The sequence below is a fragment of the Sphaerotilus natans genome, from assembly GCF_900156335.1.
Lineage (GTDB): Bacteria > Pseudomonadota > Gammaproteobacteria > Burkholderiales > Burkholderiaceae_C > Sphaerotilus > Sphaerotilus natans.
The window spans coordinates 19101-34896 of record NZ_FTMZ01000033.1; the positions used below are offsets into that span (position 1 = coordinate 19101).

Sequence of the window (15796 nt, forward strand, 5' to 3'; positions counted from 1 at the left end):
AAAGAATGAAAGAATCAGCTCCAGGAGCGCTTCATGCCGGCAACTGAGCCGATCTGGGAGGTCGCGGCGCTGGTGCGCGCCGTCGGCGAGGCGCTGCAGGACGGCTTCGGGGCGGTGACGGTGCGCGGCGAGCTCGCCGGTTTCACCCGTGCGGCCAGCGGCCACAGCTACTTCAATCTGCGCGCGCCCGAGGGCGAGGCGGGGCTGCGCTGCGCGATGTTCCGCCGCGCCGCGTCGATGCTCGATTTCACGCCGCGCGACGGCCAGCAGGTCGAGCTGCGCGGCCGGCTGGCGATCTACGAGCCGCGCGGCGAGCTGCAGATGATCGTCGAGGCGATGCGCCCAGCCGGCGAGGGCCGTCTGATGGAGCAGTTCCTGCGCCTGAAGGCGAAGCTGCAGGCCGAGGGGCTGTTCGACGCGTCGCGGCGGCGGCCGGTTCCGGCCTTCGTGCGTCGCGTCGCGGTGGTCACCTCGCCGGCGGCTGCGGCGCTGCACGATGTGCTCAGCGCCCTTGCGCGGCGCGCGCCGCAGGTCGAGGTGATCCTGTGTCCGGCTGCGGTGCAGGGCGCGGAGGCGCCGGCGCAGCTGGTGCGCGCCATCGCGGCGGCCGGCCAGATCGAGGGCGTGGAGCTGCTGATCGTCTGCCGTGGCGGCGGCTCGCTCGAGGACCTGTGGGCCTTCAACGACGAGCGGGTGGTGCGCGCGATCGCTGCCAGCGCCGTGCCGGTGATCTGCGGCGTGGGCCACGAGACCGACACGACGCTGGCCGACTTCGCCGCCGACCTGCGCGCACCCACGCCCACCGCCGCCGCCGAGCTGGCCGCGCCGCCGCGCGAGGACTGCCTGCGCGCGCTGCAGCAGCTCGCGCGCCGGATGCAGCGCCGGGTGCACGCCCGGCTCGACGGCGAGGCGCAGCGCCTGGACCGCGCCGGGCTGCGCCTGTCGCGCCCAGCCGACGCGCTGCATGCGCAGCATCGCCGGCTGGCGCTGCTGGTCCAGCGCCATGCAGGCCTGCCCGCCGCGCGGCTGGCGGCCGAGCGGGCGCGGCTCGCGCTGTTCGGCGCCCGGCTGGCCGCGCTCGACCCGCAGCGGGTGCTGGCGCGCGGCTACGCGCTGCTCGAGGACGATCACGGCCGGCCGCTGCTCAGCGTCGACAGGGTGCAGGCCGGCGCGAGCGTCGGGGCCAGACTGGCCGACGGCCGGCTGGCGCTGCAGGTGACCGCGGTCTGCCCCCGTCCTGCGCAAGAAAAGGCTTCTCCCTACAATGAGCCGCCGAGCGGCCGGTGAGCGTCGCTTCGCGCCGCATCACCGGCCCTGGATCACCCTCATCCGCTTTCGCACCCCAACCACGAAGGATTCACACATGGCTTTCGAACTGCCCGCCCTGCCGTATGCCAAGGACGCCCTGGTCCCGCACATGTCGGTCGAGACCTTCGACTACCACTACAGCAAGCACCACCAGGCCTACGTCACCAACCTGAACAACCTGGTGCCCGGCACCGCGTTCGAGGGCAAGGGCCTGGAAGAGATCGTCAAGACCTCCAGCGGCGGCATCTACAACAACGCCGCCCAGGTCTGGAACCACACCTTCTTCTGGAACTGCATGGCCCCGAACGGCGGCGGCGCCCCGACCGGCGCGCTGGCCGACGCCATCAACGCCAAGTGGGGCTCGTTCGACGAGTTCAAGAAGGCCTTCCAGGCCTCGGCCGTGGGCAACTTCGGCTCGGGCTGGACCTGGCTGGTGAAGAAGGCCGATGGCTCGGTGGACATCGTCAACATGGGCGCCGCCGGCACCCCGCTGACGACCGGCGACACCGCGCTGCTGTGCGTCGACGTGTGGGAACACGCCTACTACGTCGACTACCGCAACCTGCGCCCGAAGTTCGTCGAGACCTTCCTGAACAGCCTGGCGAACTGGAAGTTCGCCGAGGCCAACTTCGCCGCCTGATCCGCGGCCTGATCGGTCTCGATCCGCGCGGGGGCCTCAGCCGGCCGCCGCGCTGCGTACCGCCCCTTCGAGCGTGGCCGGATACGGCCCCTCGATCCAGTCGGCGGCCGCGCGCAGCCCCGGCGCGATGCGCGCGGGCGGGCGCACCAGCCCTGGCACGCAGCGGAAGGTGGCGCGCTTCTCGGCCACCAGCCGCTCCAGCCGCACATCGCCGCGGCCGAGGTCGCGCAGCACCGCGCGGGCCTGCGTCAGCAGCGCCTGGCCGGTGGCGTCCAGACCGCGCTCGACCCAGGGCGCCGCGCCGCTGACCACGAAGGCGAAGCGCCCGGCCCGCAGCCCGAGCGCGCCGTGGTCGAAGGCGAACTGCGCCGGCGCCTGCGGCCCCTCGGCCAGCGCCACCATCGGTGCGGCCAGCCGCGCGCCCGGCGCCTGCACATAGCCGGTGACGATCGGCTCGAAGCTGAAAGTCTCGGCCTGCGCCGCCCAGTCGGGTGCGATCGCGCGCGTCAGCCGTGCCGCCTCGGCCGGTGGGCATGCCAGCACCACCTCGTCGAAGACCTCGCCATCGACGCGCCAGCCGCCCGTCGTTGCCGTTGCCGTTGCCGCTTCCAGCGTGCGCACGCGCCGGCCGGTGTGCAGCGTCGCGCCGTGCGCGGCCAGCCAGCGCCAGGCGGGCTCGGGCAGCAGCTCGGCCAGCGGCCGGCGTGGAATCAGCAGGTCGCTGGCGCCGGGCCCCGAGAACAGCGCGTCTTGCAGCACACGCAGGAAGACCTGGGCGCTGGCGTCAAGCGCCGGCGTGTTCAGCGCCGCCACGCACAGCGGGTCGAGGATCTCGGCGCGCACCCGCGCCGGCAGGCCGGCGGTGAGCTGCGCGACCGTCAGCTGCTCGTCGCAGCGAAAGCGCCGCAGCAGCCAGCCCAGCGCGGCCGTGCTCAGCGCCAGCCGCTCCGACAGCCGCCAGTGGCGCATCGTCCAGACCGCGCGGCCGAACTCGATCAGGGCCGGTCCGGGGCGCATCTTCAGGCCGCGGCCGTCCTGGTCGAGCAGCGCCAGCGGCTGGCGCCGCAGCACCGCGTCGGGATCGACGCCGACGCGGCGCATCAGGTCGAGCGTGGCGGTGTAGGCGCCGATCAGGATGTGCTGGCCGTTGTCGAGCCGGTCGGCCGGGTCGCTGCCGCTGTCCGCGCCGTCGGCGGCCAGGCTGCGCGCGCGCCCGCCGGGCTGCGGCGCCATCTCGAGGACGATCACCGCATGGCCGGCCTCGACCGCGCGGACCGCCGCTGCCAGCCCCGCCCAGCCCGCGCCGACGATGGCGACGCGCCTCACCGGCCGCGCCAGTTGGTCTTCATGGCGATCCAGAGCTTGCGCACGGGGGTGAGCGAGATGCGCTGGTGCAGCACCTGGAACTCGGCCGCCTCGATCTCGCGCAGCAGCGTGCGGTAGATGTTGGCCATCATCAGGCCGGGCTTCTGCGCGCGCGCGTCGGCGGCGGGCAGCAGCGCCAGCGCCTGGTCATAGGCCTGGTGGGCGCGCTCGGCCTGGAACTTCATCAGCGCGGTGAAGCGTTCGCTGTAGCCGCGGTTGAGGATCTCGTGCGCCTTGACGTCGAACTGCTTGAGCTCGTCGATCGGCAGGTAGATGCGCCCGCGCCGCGCATCGTCGCCGACGTCGCGGATGATGTTGGTGAGCTGGAAGGCCAGACCCATCTGGTGCGCGTAGGCGGTGGTGGCCGTCTCGGTCTGGCCGAAGATGCGTGCGGCCACCTCGCCGACGATGCCCGCCACCAGGTGGCAGTAGCGCTTCAGGCTGGGATAGTCGAGGTAGCGGCTCTGCTGCAGGTCCATCTCGCAGCCCTCGATGACGGCCAGCAGGTGCGCCGGCGTGATCTGGTAGAGCGGCGCGTGCGGCATCAGCGCCTTCATGACCGGGTGCGTCGGCTCGCCCGAGAAGGCGCGCTGCACCTCGGTGCGCCACCACGCCAGCTTGGTCGCGGCCACGCCCGCATCGCTGGTCTCGTCCACCACGTCATCGACCTCGCGGCAGAAGGCGTAGAACGCGGTGATCGCCGCGCGGCGCTCCGGCGGCAGGAAGAGGAAGGCGTAATAGAAGCTGGAGCCGCTGCCGGCCGCCTTCTCCTGGACGTAGTGCTCGGGGGAGGTGGTCATGGGGTGGATTGTCTCAGCTTGGCCGGGCGCATCCGCGCCGCCCGCCACAGCAGCCCCGGCGCATCCCACACGCCGATCTTCGGCCGCGCCGCCAGCGTGGCGAAGCCCGTCGCCTCGATCTTGTCGAGGATGCGCAGCCCGCCTTGCACCACCAGCCGCAGTTCCCAGCCGGTGCGTCCGGGCAGGCGCAGCGCCAGCGGCGCGCCGTCGAGCATCATTGCGCGGGCCCAGGCCACCGCGTCGGCGATCAGCGCGCGGGTCTCGGGCGTGTCCCGGCCGGCCAGCAGCATGTCCTCGCTGACCTGGAAGCGCGCCCAGTCCGCGCGTGGCAGGTAGATGCGCCCGCGCGGGTGGTCGCGGCTGCAGTCCTGCCAGAAGTTGATCAGCTGCAGCGCCGAGCAGATCTCGTCGGAGCGGGTCAGCGAATCGTCGTCGCGCACGCCGTACAGGTGCAGCAGCAGCCGCCCGACCGGATTGGCCGAGCGCTCGCAGTAGCGCAGCAGCTCGGCGCGGTCGGCGTAGCGGCTCTGGTGCAGGTCCTGCTCGAAGGCGTCGAGCAGCGCCTCGAGCAGCGGCAGCGGCAGATGGTGGCGGCGGAAGACCGGCGCCAGCGGCCCGAACACCGTCGCCCAGCGCGGCGAGGGCGCATGGCCGCGCGCGACGCAGCGCAGGTCCTCGCGGTAGGCGGCCAGATCGGCGGCGCGCTGCGCCGGCGTGGCGTCGCCCTCGTCGGCCAGGTCGTCGGCGGTGCGCGCGAAGCCGTAGATCGCGGTGATCGCCGGGCGCAGCGCCGGCGGGCACAGCACCGAGGCGACAGGAAAGTTCTCGTAGTGGTCGACGGACATGCCGCTGTTGGCGAGGGCTCGCAATGAGGAGATGTTGATCCGCGACAGCCGGCGGCGTCGCGGAGCCGATTATCCGCGCGAGGTTTGACAAGGCTCGAAGCGGGCTTCTACATTAGCGAATTACTGACCGGTCAGTCAGTTCCAGATGTTCCAGACGTTTCCGCGTCCCTCCCGGAGCCTGCGCATGTTCCTTCGCCCGAGCCTTCGTCCTGTGTCCCTGTCTGCCGGTCGTCCGGTTGTCCTGTCGAGCCTGCTGCTGGCGCTGGTGCTGGCGCTGCCCGGCTGCGCGAAGAAGGAAGCGGCGCCCGAGCCGCTGCGCGCGGTGCGCACGATCAAGGTCGAGGGCGGCAGCGTCGCGGCGCTGCAGGAGTTCTCCGGCGAGGTGAAGGCGCGCACCGAGACGCGGCTGTCCTTCCGCGTCGGTGGCAAGCTGCTGCGCCGCGAGGTCGATCTGGGCGATGCGGTGCGGCCGGGCCAGGCGATCGCGCAGCTCGATCCGGCGGACCTGAAGCTCGGGCAGGAGGCGGCGGCCGCCGGCCTGCGTGCCGCGCAGGTACAGGCCGAGCAGAGCGCGGCCGACCTGAAGCGCTACCGGGAGCTGCACGAGCAGGGCTTCATCGGCGCGGCCGAGCTGGAGCGGCGTGAGACCGCGCTGAAGGCGGCGCAGGCCGCGCTCGACCAGGCGCGTGCGCAGGCCGGCGTGCAGGGCAACCAGGCGCAGTACACCCGGCTGGTGGCCGAAGGCGCGGGCGTGGTCACCGCGGTCGAGGCCGAGCCGGGTGCGGTGGTGGCGGCGGGCACGCCGATCGTGCGCGTGGCGCTGGACGGTCCGCGCGATGTGGTCTTCAACGTGCCGGAAGACCGGGTCACCGAGCTGCGCGCGCTGATGGGCCGCGCCGGTGCGCTGCAGGTGCGGCTGTGGGGCGGCGACGGCGAGACGCTGCCGGCGACGCTGCGCGAGCTGGCTGCCGCGGCCGACGCGAGCACCCGCACCTTCGTGGCCAAGGCCGATGTCGGCACGTCTTCGCTGCGCCTGGGCCGCACCGCGACCGTGGTGATGGAGCGCCCGCGCCGCGACGAGCAGATCCGCCTGCCGCTGGCGGCGGTGGCCGAGCAGGGCGGGCGCAGCGTGGTCTGGCTGCTCGACGCGCAGGCGATGACGGTGCGGCCGCAGCCTGTGCGCATCAGCGGCGCCGACGGCAACCAGGTGCTGGTGGCCGAGGGCCTGCAGCCCGGCCAGGAGGTGGTGGGCGCAGGCGTGCATGTGCTGACGCCGGGCCAGAAGGTGCGCCGCTACATCGAGCCGGCCCGTGCCGCCTCGCGCTGATCGATCGTGCCGCCAGGGGGTCCCATGAAAGTTCATGTTCACGACGCGGTCAGCCATTCCGGCTTCAACATTTCGCGCTGGGCGCTCGAGCATCCTGCGCTGACGCGCTATCTGATGATCGTGCTGATGGTGCTCGGCGTGGCCGCGTACTTCCAGCTCGGCCAGGACGAGGATCCGCCCTTCACCTTCCGCGCGATGGTGGTGCAGGCCTACTGGCCCGGGGCGACGGCGCAGCAGATGGCCGATCAGGTCACCGACAAGATCGAGAAGACGCTGCAGGAGGTACCGCACGCCGACATCATCCGCTCGTACACCAAGCCGGGCGAGTCGGTGACGATCTTCCAGATCAAGGACGACTCGCCGCCCAAGGAGGTCCAGCAGACCTGGTACCAGACGCGCAAGAAGATCGGCGACATGCGCGCGACGCTGCCCGCCGGCGTGCTCGGGCCCTTCTTCAACGACGAGTTCGGCGATGTCTACGGCTCGATCTTCGCGCTGTCGGCCGACGGCTTCAGCCGCGAGGAGCTGCGCGAGTTCGCCGACCGCACCCGCGCCGAGCTGCTGCAGGTCAAGGATGTCGCCAAGGTCGAGATCTTCGGTGCGCAGCCGGAAAAGGTCTTCATCGAGCTGTCCGGCCAGCGTCTGGCCCAGCTCGGCCTGGACCTGAACGCGGTGATCGCGCAGATCGGCGCGCAGAACGCGGTCGAGAACGCCGGCGTGCTCGACGCGGGCAGCCAGAACCTGCAGGTGCGCGTGGGCGGCCAGTTCGGCTCGCTGGAGGCGCTGCGCCAGCTGCCGCTGCGCGTGGTCAACCCGGCCACCGGCGTGGCCAGCATGACCCGCCTGGGCGATGTGGCCACCATCCGGCGCGGCCACATCGATCCGCCGGCGGTCAAGGTGCGCCACCAGGGTCGCGAGGTGATCGCGCTGGGCGTGTCGATGGCCAAGGGCGGCGACATCATCGCGCTGGGCGAGGCGCTGCAGGCGCGTGTCGCGCGCATCCGCCAGGATCTGCCCGCCGGCATCGTGCTGTCCCAGGTGCAGGACCAGCCGGTGGCGGTGGCCAAGTCGGTGGGCGAGTTCGTGCAGGTGCTGGTCGAGGCCATCGTCGTGGTGCTGGCGGTGAGCTTCATCAGCCTGGGCCTGCACACGCGGCCGCTGCGCATCGACATCTGGCCGGGCCTGGTGGTGGCGCTGACCATTCCCCTGGTGCTGGCGATCACCTTTGTCACCATGTACTACTGGGGCGTCGGGCTGCACAAGATCTCGCTGGGCTCGCTGATCATCGCGCTGGGGCTGCTGGTCGACGACGCGATCATCGCCGTCGAGATGATGGTGCGAAAGCTCGAGGAGGGCCACGACCGGCTCTACGCCGCGACCTACGCCTACGACGCCACCTCGATGCCGATGCTCACCGGCACGCTGATCACCGCGATCGGCTTCCTGCCGATCGGCATGGCGCAGTCGACGGTGGGCGAATACACCTTCGCGATCTTCGCCGTCACCTCGGCGGCGCTGCTGATCTCGTGGGTGGTGTCGGTCTACTTCGTGCCTTATCTGGGCGCGCGGCTGCTGAAGGTGCGCCCGCACGCCGAGGGCCAGCCGCACGAGCTGTTCGACACGCCGTTCTATTCGCGCTTCCGCCGGCTGGTGGGCTGGTGCGTCGATCACCGCTGGATCACGATCGCGCTGACGATCGGCGTGTTCGTGCTCGGCCTGGCCGGCATGGGCCGGGTGCAGCAGCAGTTCTTCCCCGACTCGAGCCGGCCTGAGATCCTGGTCAACCTCTGGCTGCCCGAGGGCGCGACGATCCAGGAGAGCGACCGGCTGGCCGAGCGGCTGCAGGCGCGCCTGAAGGGCGAGGCCGATGTCGAGAGCGTGACCAGCTGGGTCGGCTCGGGCGTGCCGCGGTTCTACCTGCCGCTGGACCAGATCTTCCCGCAGACCAACGTCAGCCAGACCATCGTGCTGCCGAAGGACCTGGCCGCGCGCGAGGCGCTGCGCCGGCGCCTGCCCGAGATCCTGGCGGCCGAATTTCCCGAGGCGCGCGGCCGGGTCACGCTGCTGCCCAACGGGCCGCCGGTGCCCTATCCGGTGCAGTTCCGCGTCGTCGGCCCCGATCCGCAGATCGTGCGCGCGTGGGGCGACAAGGCGCGCGCGGTGCTGCAGGCCAGCCCGAATCTCATCGGCGTCAACGACAACTGGAACGAGCAGGTCAAGGTGCTGCGCCTGGAGATCGACCAGGACAAGGCGCGCGCGCTGGGCGTGTCCAGCCAGTCGATCGCGCAGGCCACGCGCATGCTGCTCAGCGGCACGCCGGTGGGCCAGTACCGCGAGGGCGACAAGCTCATCGACATCGTCATGCGCCAGCCGCTGTCCGAGCGCGACGCCATCACCGACCTGGGCAACGCCTACGTGCCGACCGCTTCGGGCAAATCGGTGCCGCTGGTGCAGATCGCGCGCATCGGCCATGTCTGGGAGCCGGGCGTGATGTGGCGCGAGGGCCGCCAGTACGCCGTCACCGTCCAGGGCGACGTGCCCGACGGCATGCAGGGCGCCACCGTGACGGCCGAGATCTGGCCGGCGCTGGACAAGATGCGCGCCGGCCTGCCGCCGGGCTACGACATCCAGATCGCCGGCGCGGTGGCCGAGAGCAGCAAGGGCCAGGGCTCGATCGCCAAGGGCGTGCCGGTGATGCTGTTCCTGACCTTCACGCTGCTGATGCTGCAGCTGCAGAGCTTCAAGCGCGCGATGCTGGTCTTCCTGACCGGCCCGATGGGCATCGCCGGCGTGGCGGCTGCGCTGCTGCTGCTCGACCGACCCTTCGGCTTCGTCGCGCTGCTGGGCGTGATCGCGCTGATGGGCATGATCCAGCGCAACTCGGTCATCCTGATCGACCAGATCGAGCAGGACCGCGCCGCAGGCGTGCCCGACCGGCAGGCGGTGGTCGAGTCGGCGGTGCGGCGTTTCCGCCCGATCGTGCTGACCGCGGCCGCGGCGGTGCTGGCGATGATCCCGCTGTCGCGCAGCGTCTTCTGGGGGCCGATGGCGGTGGCGATCATGGGCGGCCTGATCGTGGCGACGGCGCTGACGCTGCTGGCGCTGCCGGCGATGTACGCCGCCTGGTTCCGTGTCGGACGGGACGACGCGCGACTCGGCTAGAATGTCGCGCTTTCCGGGAAATCCGGTGCAGGCCGCGCGGGTGGCGAAATTGGTAGACGCACCAGGTTTAGGTCCTGACGCCTTCACGGGCGTGCCGGTTCGAGTCCGGCCCCGCGCACCACATGCAGACGTCTTCCGGTTTCCTGCGCCGGACGTCCCTCCTGAATTCAAGCAACTGTAGAGCTTCAGAACATGGCTGTTACCGTGGAGACCCTCGACAAGCTCGAGCGCCGCATCACCCTGACCCTGTCGGCCGAGGAGATCAAGAACGAGGTCGAGACCCGCCTGAAGAAACTGGCCCGCACGGTCAAGGCCGACGGATTCCGTCCGGGCAAGGTGCCGATGAATGTCGTGGCCCAGCGCTACGGCTTCTCGGTCCAGTACGAAGTGATGAACGACAAGGTCGGCGCCGCCTTCGCGCAGGCCGCCGGCGAAGCCCAGGTCCGTGTGGCCGGCACCCCGCGCATCTCCGAGAAGGAAGACGCGGCCGAAGGCCAGCTGCAGTTCGACGCCGTCTTCGAGGTCTATCCTGAAGTCGTCATCGGCGACCTGACCGCCGTCGAGATCGAGCGCGCCAGCGCCGAGGTCAACGACGCGGCGATCGACCGCACCCTGGACATCCTGCGCAAGCAGCGCCGCACTTTCACCGAGCGCGTCGCCGGCGAGGAAGCCACCGACGGCGACCGCGTCACCATCGACTTCGACGGCTCGATCGACGGCGAGCGCTTCGAGGGCGGCAAGGCCGAGGACTTCCAGTTCCTGCTGGGCGAAGGCCGCATGCTCGAAGCCTTCGAGAAGGCCGTGCGCGGCATGAAGGCCGGTGAGTCCAAGACCTTCCCGCTGAAGTTCCCCGACGACTACCACGGCTCGGACGTGGCGGGCAAGGAAGCCGACTTCCTGGTCACGCTGAAGAAGGTCGAGCAGCAGAACCTGCCGGTGGTCGATGACGCCTTCGCCGAGTCCCTGGGCATCACCGAAGGTGGCGTCGAGGGCCTGCGCGCCGACATCCGCAAGAACCTCGAGCGCGAGGTCAAGTTCCGCGTCGCTGCCCGCAACAAGCAGGCCGTGATGGACGCCATCGAGAAGGCCGTCACCTTCGACCTGCCGAAGGCCCTGGTCGACGCGGAAGTCGAGCGCCTGGTGGCCAACGCCCGCGCCGACCTGAAGCAGCGCGGCATCAAGGACGCCGACAAGGCGCCGATCCCGGCCGAGATGTTCACCGCACAGGCCGAGCGCCGCGTGCGCCTGGGCCTGTCGCTGGCCGAGCTGGTGCGCGCCAACGCGCTGTCGGCCACGCCGGATCAGCTGCGTGCCCACATCGAGGAAATGGCGCAGAGCTACGAGCGTCCGCAGGACGTCATCGCCTGGTACATGGGCGACCAGCAGCGCATGGCCGAGGTCGAGGCGGTGGTCATCGAGGCCAACGTCACCGACTTCGTGCTGGGTCAGGCCAAGGTCACCGACAAGGTCCTTGGCTTCGACGAGCTGATGGGCGCCTGAGACGCGCCTGAAGCCGACGTTTTTCGTCGGTGAAACGATCCAAGGGGCGCCTAAGGCGCCCCTTGTCACATGATCGGCACACCCGTTCCGGGTGTTGAATTACGCAAACCCCCATAATCGGGTTCGTCGCGGACGTCGCGGCCTTTCCGGTCCGAAACGTCCCCGCGCCAGACAAGAGTGAAGCTTCAAGGGTCCGCAATGAGCGCAATCGACACGCAGAATCTGGGCATGGTGCCCATCGTCATCGAACAGTCCGGACGCGGAGAGCGCTCCTACGACATCTACTCGCGCCTGCTGCGCGAGCGTGTCATCTTCCTGGTCGGTCCGGTCAACGACCAGACCGCCAACCTGGTCGTCGCGCAGCTGCTGTTCCTCGAGAGCGAGAATCCCGACAAGGACATCTCGCTCTACATCAACTCGCCCGGCGGCAGCGTCTCGGCCGGCATGTCGATCTTCGACACCATGCAGTTCATCAAGCCGCAGGTCTCGACGCTGTGCATGGGCATGGCCGCCAGCATGGGCGCCTTCCTGCTGTCGGCGGGTGCGCCGGGCAAGCGCTTCGCGCTGCCGAACTCGAAGATCATGATCCACCAGCCGCTCGGCGGCGCCCAGGGTCAGGCCACCGACATCGAGATCCACGCCCGCGAGATCCTGAAGACGCGCGAGCAGCTCAACCGCATCCTCGCCGAGCGCACCGGCCAGCCGCTCGAGAAGATCCAGAACGACACCGAGCGCGACTACTACATGTCCGCCGCCGAGGCGCAGACCTATGGCCTGATCGACCAGGTCATCGCCAAGCGCGGCTGATGCCCGGCTGGCGTTCCCCGGCATTTCCTTTCCTTCGACTCGAGGCCGCATTCCATGCCTGACAAAAAAGGCTCTCCCGGCGAAAAGACGCTGTACTGCTCGTTCTGCGGCAAGAGCCAGCACGAGGTCAAGAAGCTGATCGCCGGCCCCTCGGTGTTCATCTGCGACGAGTGCATCGAGCTGTGCAACGACATCATCCGTGACGAGGCCCCGGGAGCCGAGGCGCAGGCCGGTACCAAGGCCGGTCGCGACGATCTGCCGGTGCCGGCCGAGATCAAGGCCAGCCTCGACCAGTACGTGATCGGGCAGGAGCAGGCCAAGCGCACGCTGTCGGTGGCGGTCTACAACCACTACAAGCGCCTGAAGCACATGGCCGGCAAGACGAAGTCCGACGACGTCGAGCTGACCAAGAGCAACATCCTGCTGATCGGCCCGACCGGCTCGGGCAAGACGCTGCTGGCGCAGACGCTGGCGCGGCTGCTCAACGTGCCCTTCGTGATCGCTGACGCCACGACGCTGACCGAAGCCGGCTACGTCGGCGAGGACGTCGAGAACATCATCCAGAAGCTGCTGCAGAACTGCAACTACGAGGTCGAGCGCGCCCAGCGCGGCATCGTCTACATCGACGAGATCGACAAGATCAGCCGCAAGGCCGACAACCCGAGCATCACGCGCGACGTGTCGGGCGAGGGCGTGCAGCAGGCGCTGCTCAAGCTGGTCGAGGGCACGATGGCCTCGGTGCCGCCGCAGGGCGGGCGCAAGCATCCGAACCAGGACTTCCTGCAGATCGACACGACCAACATCCTGTTCATCTGCGGCGGCGCCTTCGACGGTCTGGAGAAGGTCATCGCCAACCGCTCCGAGAAGTCGGGCATCGGCTTCGGCGCCTCGGTCAAGAGCAAGCAGGAGCGCAGCATCACCGAGGTGTTCCGCCAGATCGAGCCCGAGGATCTGGTCAAGTTCGGCCTGATTCCTGAGCTGGTCGGCCGCCTGCCGGTGATCGCCACGCTGGGCGAGCTGACCGAGGACGCGCTGGTGCAGATCCTGACCGAGCCGAAGAACGCGCTGGTCAAGCAGTACCAGAAGCTGTTCGGCATGGACGGCGTCGAGCTGGAAGTGCGCGCGTCGGCGCTGTCGGCGATCTCGCGCAAGGCGCTCAAGCGCAAGACCGGCGCGCGCGGCCTGCGCTCGATCATGGAGCAGGCGCTGATGGACACGATGTTCGATCTGCCCACCTTCGACGGCGTCGCCAAGGTCGTCGTCGACGAGCACACCATCGAGGATGGCACGAAGCCGCTGCTCGTGTACCGCGAGCAGGCCAAGGCCAGCGCCTGAGTGATCCCGCACCGGGGTGCCGGGGCGGGAGCCGCCCTTGCAAACCGGTGCCGCGGTCCCAGATGGGACTGCAGAAAGAGAGGTTCTGATGTCAGGCCACCCCATTCTTCCCCCGGACCCGATCACGCTGCCGCTGCTGCCGCTGCGCGATGTCGTGGTCTTCCCGCACATGGTCATCCCGCTGTTCGTGGGCCGGCCGAAGTCGATCAAGGCCCTCGAGGCCGCGATGGAGGCGGGTCGCCAGATCATGCTGGTGGCCCAGAAGGCCGCCGGCAAGGACGAGCCCAAGCCCGACGATATGTTCGAGACCGGCTGCGTCTCCAGCATCCTGCAGATGCTGAAGCTGCCCGACGGCACGGTGAAGGTGCTGGTCGAGGGCATGCAGCGTGCCACCACCCAGAGCATCGACGACAGCGGCGAGCATTTCACCGCGGTGGTCACGCCGGTGCCGGTGCCCGACCAGGGCTCGCCGGAAATCGAGGCGCTGCGCCGGGCCGTCACCCAGCAGTTCGACCAGTACGTCAAGCTCAACAAGAAGATCCCGCCGGAGATCCTGACCTCGATCGCCGGCATCGATGACGCTGGCCGGCTGGCCGACACCATCGCCGCGCATCTGCCGCTCAAGCTCGAGAACAAGCAGCTCGTGCTCGACATGGTGCCGGTCGACAAGCGCCTCGAGAAGCTGCTCGAGCTGCTCGAGCACGAGGTCGACATCCTCCAGGTCGAGAAGCGCATCCGCGGTCGCGTCAAGCGCCAGATGGAGAAGAGCCAGCGCGAGTACTACCTCAACGAGCAGGTCAAGGCCATCCAGAAGGAGCTCGGCGAGGGCGAGGAGGGCGCCGATCTCGAGGAGCTCGAGAAGAAGATCGCTGCCGCCCGCATGTCCAAGGAGGCGCGCAAGAAGGCCGATGCCGAGCTGAAGAAGCTCAAGCTGATGTCGCCGATGTCGGCCGAGGCCACCGTCGTGCGCAACTTCATCGACACGCTGGTCAACCTGCCGTGGGCGAAGAAGAGCAAGGTCAAGCACGACCTGCCGCTGGCCGAGGAGGTGCTCGACGAGGACCACTTCGGTCTCGACAAGGTCAAGGAACGCATCCTCGAGTACCTCGCGGTTCAGCAGCGCGTCGACAAGGTCAAGGCGCCGATCCTGTGCCTGGTCGGCCCTCCGGGCGTGGGCAAGACCTCGCTGGGGCAGTCGGTGGCGCGTGCCACCGGCCGCAAGTTCGTCCGCATGGCGCTGGGCGGCGTGCGCGACGAGGCCGAGATCCGTGGCCACCGCCGCACCTACATCGGCTCGATGCCGGGCAAGGTGCTGCAGTCGCTGACCAAGGTCGGTGTGCGCAATCCGCTGTTCCTGCTCGACGAGATCGACAAGCTGGGCATGGACTTCCGGGGTGATCCGTCGTCGGCGCTGCTCGAGGTGCTGGATCCTGAGCAAAACCATACCTTCTCCGACCACTACGTCGAGGTCGACTTCGACCTGTCGGACGTGATGTTCATCGCGACCTCGAACTCGATGAACATTCCGCCGGCGCTGCTCGACCGGATGGAAGTCATCCGCCTGTCGGGCTACACCGAGGACGAGAAGGTCTCGATCGCCCAGCGCTACCTGCTGCCCAAGCAGCGCGAGAACAACGGCGTCAAGGACAGCGAGATGGAGGTCACCGAGGACGCCATCCGCGCGGTGATCCGCTACTACACCCGCGAGGCCGGCGTGCGCTCGCTCGAGCGCGAGGTCTCCAAGATCTGCCGCAAGGTGGTCAAGGGCCTGTCGCTGAAGAAGTACGAGGGCCAGGTCGTCGTGACGGCCGAGAACCTCAACGACTTCCTGGGCGTGCGCAAGTACAGCTACGGCGAGGCCGAGAAGGACAACCAGGTCGGTCAGGTCAACGGACTGGCCTGGACCGAGGTGGGCGGTGACCTGCTGACCATCGAGGCCGCGGTGATGAACGGCAAGGGCGCCATCACTCGTACCGGCTCGCTCGGCGATGTGATGAAGGAATCGGTCGAGGCCGCGCGCACCGTGGTGCGCAGCCGCGCCGCACGCCTGGGCATCAAGGACGAGCTGTTCGAGAAGCGCGACATCCACATCCACGTGCCCGACGGCGCCACGCCCAAGGACGGCCCGAGCGCAGGCGCGGCGATGGCCACCGCCTTCGTGTCGGCGCTGACCGGCATCCCGGTGCGTGCCGATGTCGCGATGACCGGCGAGATCACGCTGCGTGGCGAGGTCACCGAGATCGGCGGGCTGAAGGAGAAGCTGCTGGCCGCTCACCGCGGTGGCATCCGTACCGTGCTGATCCCGCAGGACAACGCCAAGGATCTCCAGGACATTCCCGAGAACGTCAAGAGCCAGCTCGAGATCATTCCGGTGAAGTGGTTCGATCGTGTCCTGGAAGTGGCCCTCGAGCGTCTGCCCGAGCCGCTGCCTGACGAGGAGATCAAGGCCGAGCCGCCGAAGGCAGCCGAACCTGCCGTGGGTGCAGCCATCGAGGCCGCGACCAAGCACTGACGGGCGCACTGAAAAAAAACGGCCAAAACGCTTGCGCGTCGAGAATAAGGTGTTCTATACTTTCGTTCTCGACGCAGCGCAGACAACCAAATCAGCGCAGCAAGGCGAAGAGAAATGCGGGAATAGCTCAGTTGGTAGAGCGCAACCTTGCCAAGGTTGAGGTCGCGAGTTCGAGCCTCGTTTCCCGCTCCAGAT

11 protein-coding genes and 2 tRNA genes are annotated in these 15796 nt (G+C 69.3%); 10 read left to right on the plus strand and 3 right to left on the minus strand.

Going from position 1 to position 15796, the window contains the following annotated elements; all coding sequences use genetic code 11:
- The first annotated feature begins 33 nt into the window (after window positions 1-33).
- Together xseA and BW996_RS19980 are read left to right on the plus strand one after the other, a co-directional pair.
- Window positions 34-1287 carry an exodeoxyribonuclease VII large subunit gene (gene xseA / locus BW996_RS19975; protein ID WP_051631461.1) on the plus strand — a complete coding sequence of 418 codons (1254 nt, stop codon included), beginning with the start codon at window positions 34-36 and terminating at the stop codon, window positions 1285-1287.
- A 76-nt stretch (window positions 1288-1363) separates the two neighbouring features.
- Window positions 1364-1948 carry a Fe-Mn family superoxide dismutase gene (locus BW996_RS19980; RefSeq protein WP_037477651.1) on the plus strand — a complete coding sequence of 195 codons (585 nt, stop codon included), beginning with the start codon at window positions 1364-1366 and terminating at the stop codon, window positions 1946-1948.
- Window positions 1949-1984: 36 nt separating this feature from the next.
- On the opposite strand, the gene hpnE is transcribed toward BW996_RS19980, so the two are convergent.
- The 3 genes from hpnE to hpnC are packed head-to-tail and all read right to left on the minus strand — an operon-like array spanning window position 1985 to window position 4958.
- Window positions 1985-3274 (minus strand): hydroxysqualene dehydroxylase HpnE, encoded by a 1290-nt coding sequence (gene hpnE, locus BW996_RS19985; RefSeq protein ID WP_037477649.1) that lies wholly within the window; start codon window positions 3272-3274, stop codon window positions 1985-1987.
- Window positions 3271-4113, minus strand: coding sequence for a presqualene diphosphate synthase HpnD (gene hpnD, locus BW996_RS19990; RefSeq protein WP_037477648.1), 843 nt, complete (start codon window positions 4111-4113; stop codon window positions 3271-3273). The genes hpnE and hpnD overlap by 4 nt, the downstream gene beginning before the upstream one ends.
- The gene (gene hpnC / locus BW996_RS19995; protein ID WP_037477646.1) at window positions 4110-4958 is read right to left on the minus strand and encodes a squalene synthase HpnC; all 849 of its coding nucleotides are present in this window, start codon (window positions 4956-4958) and stop codon (window positions 4110-4112) included. Before hpnC ends, hpnD begins: the two co-directional genes overlap by 4 nt.
- A gap of 211 nt (window positions 4959-5169) precedes the next feature.
- On the opposite strand from hpnC, the gene BW996_RS20000 reads away from it, so the two are divergent.
- The 8 genes from BW996_RS20000 (at window position 5170) to BW996_RS20035 (ending at window position 15793) form a co-directional block, all read left to right on the plus strand.
- Window positions 5170-6285, plus strand: coding sequence for an efflux RND transporter periplasmic adaptor subunit (locus tag BW996_RS20000; protein WP_037477645.1), 1116 nt, complete (start codon window positions 5170-5172; stop codon window positions 6283-6285).
- A gap of 24 nt (window positions 6286-6309) precedes the next feature.
- On the plus strand, window positions 6310-9447 hold the full coding sequence (locus BW996_RS20005) for an efflux RND transporter permease subunit (protein ID WP_051631459.1): 3138 nt from the start codon (window positions 6310-6312) through the stop codon (window positions 9445-9447).
- Window positions 9448-9481: 34 nt separating this feature from the next.
- Window positions 9482-9568, plus strand: a tRNA-Leu gene (locus BW996_RS20010).
- Between the two features lie 71 nt (window positions 9569-9639).
- On the plus strand, window positions 9640-10947 hold the full coding sequence (tig, locus tag BW996_RS20015; RefSeq protein ID WP_037477643.1) for a trigger factor: 1308 nt from the start codon (window positions 9640-9642) through the stop codon (window positions 10945-10947).
- A 198-nt stretch (window positions 10948-11145) separates the two neighbouring features.
- Window positions 11146-11754 (plus strand): ATP-dependent Clp endopeptidase proteolytic subunit ClpP, encoded by a 609-nt coding sequence (gene clpP, locus BW996_RS20020; protein WP_037477642.1) that lies wholly within the window; start codon window positions 11146-11148, stop codon window positions 11752-11754.
- A 54-nt stretch (window positions 11755-11808) separates the two neighbouring features.
- Window positions 11809-13089 carry an ATP-dependent Clp protease ATP-binding subunit ClpX gene (gene clpX / locus BW996_RS20025; RefSeq protein ID WP_037477640.1) on the plus strand — a complete coding sequence of 427 codons (1281 nt, stop codon included), beginning with the start codon at window positions 11809-11811 and terminating at the stop codon, window positions 13087-13089.
- 88 nt (window positions 13090-13177) lie between these two features.
- Complete coding sequence (gene lon / locus BW996_RS20030; RefSeq protein WP_037477638.1) at window positions 13178-15601, plus strand: endopeptidase La; 2424 nt, start codon at window positions 13178-13180, stop codon at window positions 15599-15601.
- A gap of 116 nt (window positions 15602-15717) precedes the next feature.
- Window positions 15718-15793, plus strand: a tRNA-Gly gene (locus tag BW996_RS20035).
- The last annotated feature ends 3 nt before the right edge of the window (window positions 15794-15796 follow it).

Excerpts from the sequence above, each read along its gene's own strand:
- xseA (WP_051631461.1), top strand. The coding sequence starts at position 34 with ATGCCGGCAACTGAGCCGATCTGGGAGGTCGCGGCGCTGGTGCGCGCC.
- BW996_RS19980 (WP_037477651.1), top strand. The coding sequence starts at position 1,364 with ATGGCTTTCGAACTGCCCGCCCTGCCGTATGCCAAGGACGCCCTGGTC.
- hpnD (WP_037477648.1), bottom strand. The coding sequence starts at position 4,113 with ATGACCACCTCCCCCGAGCACTACGTCCAGGAGAAGGCGGCCGGCAGC.
- hpnC (WP_037477646.1), bottom strand. The coding sequence starts at position 4,958 with ATGTCCGTCGACCACTACGAGAACTTTCCTGTCGCCTCGGTGCTGTGC.
- BW996_RS20005 (WP_051631459.1), top strand. The coding sequence starts at position 6,310 with ATGAAAGTTCATGTTCACGACGCGGTCAGCCATTCCGGCTTCAACATT.
- tig (WP_037477643.1), top strand. The coding sequence starts at position 9,640 with ATGGCTGTTACCGTGGAGACCCTCGACAAGCTCGAGCGCCGCATCACC.
- clpP (WP_037477642.1), top strand. The coding sequence starts at position 11,146 with ATGAGCGCAATCGACACGCAGAATCTGGGCATGGTGCCCATCGTCATC.
- clpX (WP_037477640.1), top strand. The coding sequence starts at position 11,809 with ATGCCTGACAAAAAAGGCTCTCCCGGCGAAAAGACGCTGTACTGCTCG.
- lon (WP_037477638.1), top strand. The coding sequence starts at position 13,178 with ATGTCAGGCCACCCCATTCTTCCCCCGGACCCGATCACGCTGCCGCTG.